The sequence below is a fragment of the Mesorhizobium sp. WSM4832 genome (assembly GCF_055811115.1).
The window spans coordinates 87,007-93,630 of record NZ_JBVVQH010000028.1 but is presented as its reverse complement, the minus strand read 5'-3'; the positions used below and the strand labels follow the sequence as shown (position 1 = coordinate 93,630).

At 64.6% G+C, this 6,624-nt stretch carries 6 protein-coding genes; 4 read left to right on the top strand and 2 right to left on the bottom strand.

Going from position 1 to position 6,624, the window contains the following annotated elements; translation table 11 throughout:
• Positions 1-189 precede the first annotated feature (189 nt).
• Positions 190-1,665 carry an esterase-like activity of phytase family protein gene (locus AC0L2L_RS30265; protein ID WP_473583529.1) on the top strand — a complete coding sequence of 492 codons (1,476 nt, stop codon included), beginning with the start codon at positions 190-192 and terminating at the stop codon, positions 1,663-1,665.
• Positions 1,666-1,767: 102 nt separating this feature from the next.
• Positions 1,768-3,240: an MATE family efflux transporter gene (locus AC0L2L_RS30260; RefSeq protein ID WP_473583528.1), complete on the top strand. Its 1,473-nt coding sequence runs from the start codon at positions 1,768-1,770 to the stop codon at positions 3,238-3,240.
• 3 nt (positions 3,241-3,243) lie between these two features.
• Here AC0L2L_RS30260 and AC0L2L_RS30255 read toward each other — a convergent pair whose 3' ends face one another.
• Positions 3,244-4,452, bottom strand: a complete 1,209-nt coding sequence (locus AC0L2L_RS30255) for an MFS transporter (protein ID WP_473583527.1) — start codon at positions 4,450-4,452, stop codon at positions 3,244-3,246.
• A 137-nt stretch (positions 4,453-4,589) separates the two neighbouring features.
• Between AC0L2L_RS30255 and AC0L2L_RS30250 the strand changes: the two genes are divergently transcribed.
• Complete coding sequence (locus AC0L2L_RS30250) at positions 4,590-5,165, top strand: TMEM175 family protein (protein ID WP_473583526.1); 576 nt, start codon at positions 4,590-4,592, stop codon at positions 5,163-5,165.
• Between the two features lie 6 nt (positions 5,166-5,171).
• On the opposite strand, the gene AC0L2L_RS30245 is transcribed toward AC0L2L_RS30250, so the two are convergent.
• Positions 5,172-5,453 carry a hypothetical protein gene (locus tag AC0L2L_RS30245; protein ID WP_473583525.1) on the bottom strand — a complete coding sequence of 94 codons (282 nt, stop codon included), beginning with the start codon at positions 5,451-5,453 and terminating at the stop codon, positions 5,172-5,174.
• A 244-nt stretch (positions 5,454-5,697) separates the two neighbouring features.
• Here AC0L2L_RS30245 and AC0L2L_RS30240 point away from each other — a divergent pair, with 244 nt between their 5' ends.
• Positions 5,698-6,564, top strand: a complete 867-nt coding sequence (locus AC0L2L_RS30240; protein ID WP_473583524.1) for an SDR family NAD(P)-dependent oxidoreductase — start codon at positions 5,698-5,700, stop codon at positions 6,562-6,564.
• Positions 6,565-6,624 lie beyond the last annotated feature (60 nt).

Genomic DNA, 6,624 nt, shown 5'->3' with positions numbered 1-6,624 from the left:
CGTGGGTGGAAAACCAATCTTGGCGAAACATCGCGCCGCCATCCACGCCCTCATAGGATCTTGTGGGAGAAGGTGGAGGCGCCTCCTGTCACGCAAGTATCATGTTGGCGTCCTAGACCCGCTGGGCGGAAAGGCACCGGCGTTCGATGTGACGCCCGTTCCTTCATGCTCGTCAAGAAGGGGATATCCATGAAGCATCTCAACCGGACCGTCGCGCTCGGCGCGGCACTTGCCCTGTTCACCGCTCTCAGCCCGGCGCTCGCCGACGGCGTCGCCTATGTCAACAAGGGCCTCGTCGGCGTCGGCCGCATCCCAGCCAGCCAGAAGGACAAGTTCGGCGAAACGTTCGGTTCGGGTTCCGGCATGGCGATCGACGCCAAGTCGTGGGCCCGCGACGGCGCCGGCTACAAGGGTTCGCTCTGGCTGCTGCCGGATCGCGGCTACAACGTCGCCGGCACCACCGACTATCGCGCCCGCCTCAACACGATCGCGATCGAGCTGACCCCGACCGCGCCGGGCGCAGCACCCGCCGCCGGTCAGGAACAATCGGGCGTCAGGGCGACGCTTGCCGACACCATGCTTCTGACCGACGACAAGGGCGCCGACACCACCGGCCTCGACCCGCTGAACGGCGTACGTCCGGCCGCAGGCGACATGCCGATCCTGCCGCAGGCCGACAACGGCAAGCTGGCGCTCGATGACGAGGCGATCGTGCGCCTGCCGGACGGCACCATGCTCATCTCCGACGAGTATGGCCCGAACATTTACCGCTTCTCGGCCGACGGCCACCTGATGTCGGCAACGCAGCCGCCTGCCGCCCTGGTGCCGATGCGCCACGGCAAGCCGAACTTCGCTTCCGACAATCCGGGCCCGGGTGCTGCCGAGCCCGATCCGAAGGATCCCGAGACCGGGCGCCAGAACAACCAGGGCCTCGAAGGCATGTCGATGACGCCGGACGGCAAGTTCCTGATCGCCGTGCTGCAGTCGGCGGCCCGCCAGGACGGCGGCGATTCCGGTTCGACGCGCCAAAACACTCGCGCGCTGGTCTACGACGCCTCCGACCTCGCCCATCTCAAGTTGGCGCACGAATATGTCGTGCCGTTGCCGGTGTTCAAGGACGCCAAGGGCAAGACCAAGGTGGCCGCACAGAGCGAGATCGTTGCGCTCTCCGACAAGAGTTTTCTGCTGCTGGCGCGCGACAGCGGCAACGGACAGGGGCTCAAGGGCGAAGAGTCGGCCTACCGCAAGATCGAGATCGTCGACCTGTCCGGCGCTACCGACATCGCCAACGGTCCGTTCGATGCCGCCGACAAGCCGGTGGCGCCCAAGGGCGTGGTCGATGCCTCGGTGACGCCCGCCAAGCTGACGCCGTTCATCGACATCAACGATAAGGGCGAGCTCGGCCGCTTCGGCCTGCACAATGGCGCGCCGAACGACAAGGACAACCTTTCGGAGAAGTGGGAGGCGATGTCGCTGGCTCCGGTGCTCGATCCGAAGCTGCCCGACGACTATTTCCTGTTTGTCGCCAACGACAACGATTTTCTCACCCAGGATGGCTTCCAGGTCGGCGCGCCCTACAAGGCCGGGGATGGCGCCGATGTCGACACCACCTTCCTGATCTATCAGGTCACCCTGCCCGGTCTTTCTGGAAACACCACCCAGTAATAGGTTGCCGACAGCTGCGGCTAGCGGACCCAAGCGTAATGGGATGCATGAGCATCAGGCCTGCGATACCATCGCGGGCCTGATTCAATTTCGGTGCCTGCCATGGATGACAAAAAGCCCGCCCGCCAGCGCGTCGGCGACCTGACCAGCGGGCCGATCGCGCGCACGCTGCTTTTGTTCGCGCTGCCGGTGCTTGGCTCGAACGTGCTGCAGTCGCTCAACGGCTCGATCAATTCCGTCTGGGTCGGCCGCTTCCTCGGCGAGGCGGCGCTGACCGCCACCTCCAACGCCAATCTCGTGCTGTTCCTTATCCTCGGCACGGTCTTCGGCATCGGCATGGCTGCGACCATCCTGGTCGCGCAATCGGTCGGCGCCCGCGACCTGCCGGAGGCAAAGCGCATCGTTGGCACCAGCGCCACCTTCTTCTTCCTGGTCTCGGTGGTGTTCGCCGTCTGCGGCTGGGTCTGGGTCGACGCCATCCTGACCGGGCTCGGCACGCCGGCGGATGCCCTGCCGCTGGCGCGGGCCTATCTGCGCATCATCTTTATCGCCGTGCCGATGATGAACCTTTTGTCCTTCGTCATGACCGTGCTGCGCGGCGCCGGCGATTCGCGAACCCCGTTTGTCTTCATGGCGCTGGCGGTGGTTCTCGACGTCGTGCTCAATCCGCTGCTGATCCGCGGCATCGGTCCCTTCCCCGCGCTTGGCATCGCCGGCTCGGCAACCTCGACGCTTGTGGGCCAGACGGTAAGCGTCATCGCCATACTGATCGTGCTCTATGTGCGCAAACATCCGCTCAGGCTGGCGGGCGCCGACCTCGCTCTGCTCCGGCCCGACCCGGCACTGCTGCGCATCGTCGTCTTCAAGGGCATTCCGATGGGCCTGCAGATGATCGTGATCTCGGCCGCCGCGCTGACCGTGATGGGCATCGTCAATTCCTACGGTTCGCAGGTCGCCGCCGCTTACGGCATCGCGGCGCAGCTCTGGACCTATATCCAGATGCCCGCCTTGGCCATCGGCGCCGCGGTCTCCTCGATGGCGGCGCAGAATGTCGGCGCCGGGCGCTGGGATCGTATCGGCAAGGTCGCGGCCTCGGGCGTCGGCTTCAACCTGGTGCTGACCGGCGCGCTGGTGGCCCTGCTTTTCGTCTTCGACCGCGCGGTGCTGAGCCTTTTCCTCATCGGTGACAGCACCGCGATCGACATCGCCGCCCACATCAACAAGGTGGCGTCCTGGTCGTTCATCCTGTTCGGCATCACCATCGTCTTGTTCGCCACGGTGCGCGCCACCGGCGCCGTCATGCCGCCGCTGATCATCCTGATCATCTCGGTGCTGATCGTGCGCACCGGCTTTGCCTATTCCATGCGAAGCGTCATCGGCCAGGAAGCGCTGTGGTGGAGCTTTCCGGCCGGCTCGATTGCTTCGCTGGTGCTGGCCGCCGCCTATTACCGCTTCGGCCGTTGGCGCACGATGCATATGATCGAGGACCGGCCGGCCGCGGGCGAGCCGCCCGACACCGGCCTCGGCGTGCCTCGCCAGCGCGCGCAACTCCTGCCGGAGACACCGAACAGTTGAGTCCTATCGCGCGTATTTGGCGCCGAAGCCGAGCGCCACGAGCGAGAAGACGATGATCATGCCGGCAAAGGCCAGGCTCGCCGTCGTCGCATTCGCCAGGCTCGACAACACGCCGATGCCGATCACCGGCAGTGCGTTGCCGCAGAAGCAGCAGATAAAGAAGGCCGACACCACTTCGGCGCGGCGGTCTGCCGGCGCGATCTGGTTCACCACTTGCAGGCTGCCGCGATAACCGAAGGCAGCCGCCACGCCGCACAAGGCGGTGCCGCCGATCATGATGGCCATCGAGGCGAAGACTTGCGCTGCAACGATCAGCGCCACGGTCGGGATCATCAGGACAAGCGCAGCGAGCATCGTGAAGCGGCTGGACAGTCGCGCCGTCGCCAGGATAGTCGCCGCAGTCACCACTGCCAGTTCGAAGAACAGTGCGCCGGCCTCGGCGTGATTGGCGACGTGCAGTTGCTGGGCCAGAACGCTCGGCGCCAGCGCGGCATAGAAGCCGACGAGAGCCATCGCGCCGAAGCCGGTCACAGCCGGCGCCACGAATTGCGCGCGGATGCTGTCTGGAACAGACAGTCGCGGCCGCATCGGGACGTCGGACAGCCGCCTCCGCTCAGTCACCGTCTCGCGCGTGCGCCAGACCAGCAGCGTGACCAGCACCAGCAGAGCGAGGTAGACGGCAAATGTCAGCCTGAGCGGCCAGGGCGCGTATTCGGCAAGCAGTCCCGATATCAGAGCGCCGAGGCCAAGACCGACGAAGTTGGTGCTGGTGGCGATGATGGCGGCGCGCGACTTGTCCTCGCCTTCGATCAGTTCGGCGAGCCACGCGGTGCCGGTTCCCGCGCCGACGCCGATGCCAAGCCCGCTGAGGATACGGGCGACATCGAGCCACGCCAGGTTTTCGGCTAACAGGAACAACAGCGCGCTGACCATAGCGACGACCATTGCCGCGAGCGCCGCCGGACGGCGGCCGATGGCATCCGACAGCCGGCCGAAAAACAGCAGCGCCGCCAGATTGCCGACCACGTAAACTGCATAGACCAGGGTCAGCGTGATCTGCGAGAAGCCGAAGGCCTGCTTGTAGATCACGTAGAGCGGCGTCAGCGCGGTGCTGCCTGCAAAGAGCGCGGCGATCATGGCGGCGACGGCAGCCATCGCGGCGCCACCGCCGAGCTCATTGTCGCGCGTCATGGTTTGAGCGTAGCTGGTCATCATCACCTCCAGCGTTGCGAGCCCAACGCCCATGTAATGACCGATGTTGCGCCTGCCAAACGCGCTCCTGACAATGCTGGCAGGATGGTCAGGCGCGCCGTCCTCCCGTAACGTTCGTCATCAACGAGGAAGGAATCATGGGCAAGGGACGGGTCGAAGCATTCACCGATGGCGTCGTCGCCATCATCATCACCATAATGGTGCTGGAGCTGAAAGTGCCGCACGGCGAGGACTTTTCAGCGCTGGAACCCTTGTGGCCAATCTTCTTCAGCTACGTGCTGTCCTTCATCAACGTCGGCATCTACTGGAACAACCTGCACAACATGTTCCACACCGTTCAGCGGGTCGATGGCCGCGTGCTATGGGCGAACCTGCACTTGCTGTTCTGGCTGTCGCTGATGCCGGTGACGACCGCCTTCATGGGCGAGAACCATTTCGCGCCGGTGCCCGTCGCCGTCTATGGCATCGACCTCGCTCTCTGCGCGCTCGCTTACTACATCCTCGTCGTCGAGCTGCGCCATCTGCATGGCGCGGACACGACCTTTGCCAAGGCAGTGGGCCGTGACCGCAAAGGCAAGATCTCGCTGGCGATCTATATCGCAGGCGTGCTGCTCACTTTCGTCAGCCAGTGGATCGGCGTCGCGCTCTATGTGGCTGTGGCGATGATATGGTTCGTGCCGGACAGGCGCTTCGAGCGGCTCATCGAAAAGTAGCGGTTCTTACTTCCGCATCGCCTTCAGCTTCTCGGCCACCGAGGCGGCAAGGTCGGCATAGCGCTCTTCAAGCCGCTCGGCCGCCTTGATGATCGAAAAATCATGGCCGAACTTCTCCAGCGCAAGCCGCAGCTTTTCGGCGAAGTCCGCCTGCTTCTCCAGCGCGGCAAACAGCGTTTTCACCTGCGCCTCGCTGATATCGGGATTGGCAAGCATCTTCGGCACCTCGCGGCCCATCTCGTCGCCGTTGACGGTCTGCTCCTTCAGGATTTCGATCCAATCGGTCAAATGCCGAGCTCCTTTTTCAGGACAACATGCGCGGTGGGTGCCATCGCGGTCAACCCGTTGCGGCTCTTGCCATCAACCCGTTGCGGCTCTTGCCGCCAACCCGTTGCCGCTCTGGCGGTCAACCCGTTGCGGCTCTTGCCGTCAACCCGTTGCCGCTCTAGCGGTCAACCCGTTGGAACGAACCGGCCTTGTCTCGGCGGCGCTCGGCGTTAAGTTCGGCGCGACCGAACAAGGATCGAAAATCATGACCAGCGACGCCCAAATCCAGACCGCCCTGCCCGCTTTCGCCTCCGGCAATGTCGCCGTCATCACCGGCGGCGCCAGCGGCATCGGCCTTGCCGCCGCAAAACGGTTCGCGGCGATGGGCATGAAGACGGTTCTGGCCGATATCGGCGGCGTGCGCCTCGACCAGGCAAAGCAGGCCGTAGCGGTAATCGGCGGAGACGATGCCGTTCTCCCGATCCCCACCGACGTCTCCAAGCCCGACGAGGTCGACCGGCTGGCGGAACTCGCTCACGGTGCCTTCGGCGCGGTGTCGGTGCTGATGAACAATGCCGGCGTCGGCAACAATCCGGGCAAACCGTGGGAGAACCGCGACGCCTGGAAGCGGCTGCTCGACATCAATTTCTGGGGTGTCGTGCATGGCGTCGAGGCCTTCGCGCCGCGCATGCTCGCCGCTGGAAAGCCGGGCCTGATCGTCAACACCGGATCCAAGCAGGGCATCACCACGCCGCCCGGCAATCTCGCCTACAACGTCTCCAAGGCCGGCGTGAAGACGTTTACCGAAGGACTGGCGCATGCGCTGCGCAACGAGCCCGGAGCGAAGCTGTCGGCGCATTTGCTGATCCCCGGCTTCACCTATACCGGCCTGACCGAAGGGGCGACGGAAAAACCCGCCGGCGCCTGGACCGGCGAGCAGGTGATCGACTTCATGCTGACATCGCTGATGGACGACGACTTCTATATCCTGTGCCCCGACAACGAGGTCGCGCGGCCGACCGATGAAAAGCGCATGGCCTGGGCGATCGGCGACATCATCGAGAACCGTCCTGCCTTGTCGCGCTGGCATCCCGATCACAAGGAGGCGTTCGCGGCCTTTATGAACCGCTAGAGAACCCCGCACGAGTCGAAAGCCGGCTCTTATTGCGCCAAGCTTCAGTTCGCAAAGGTC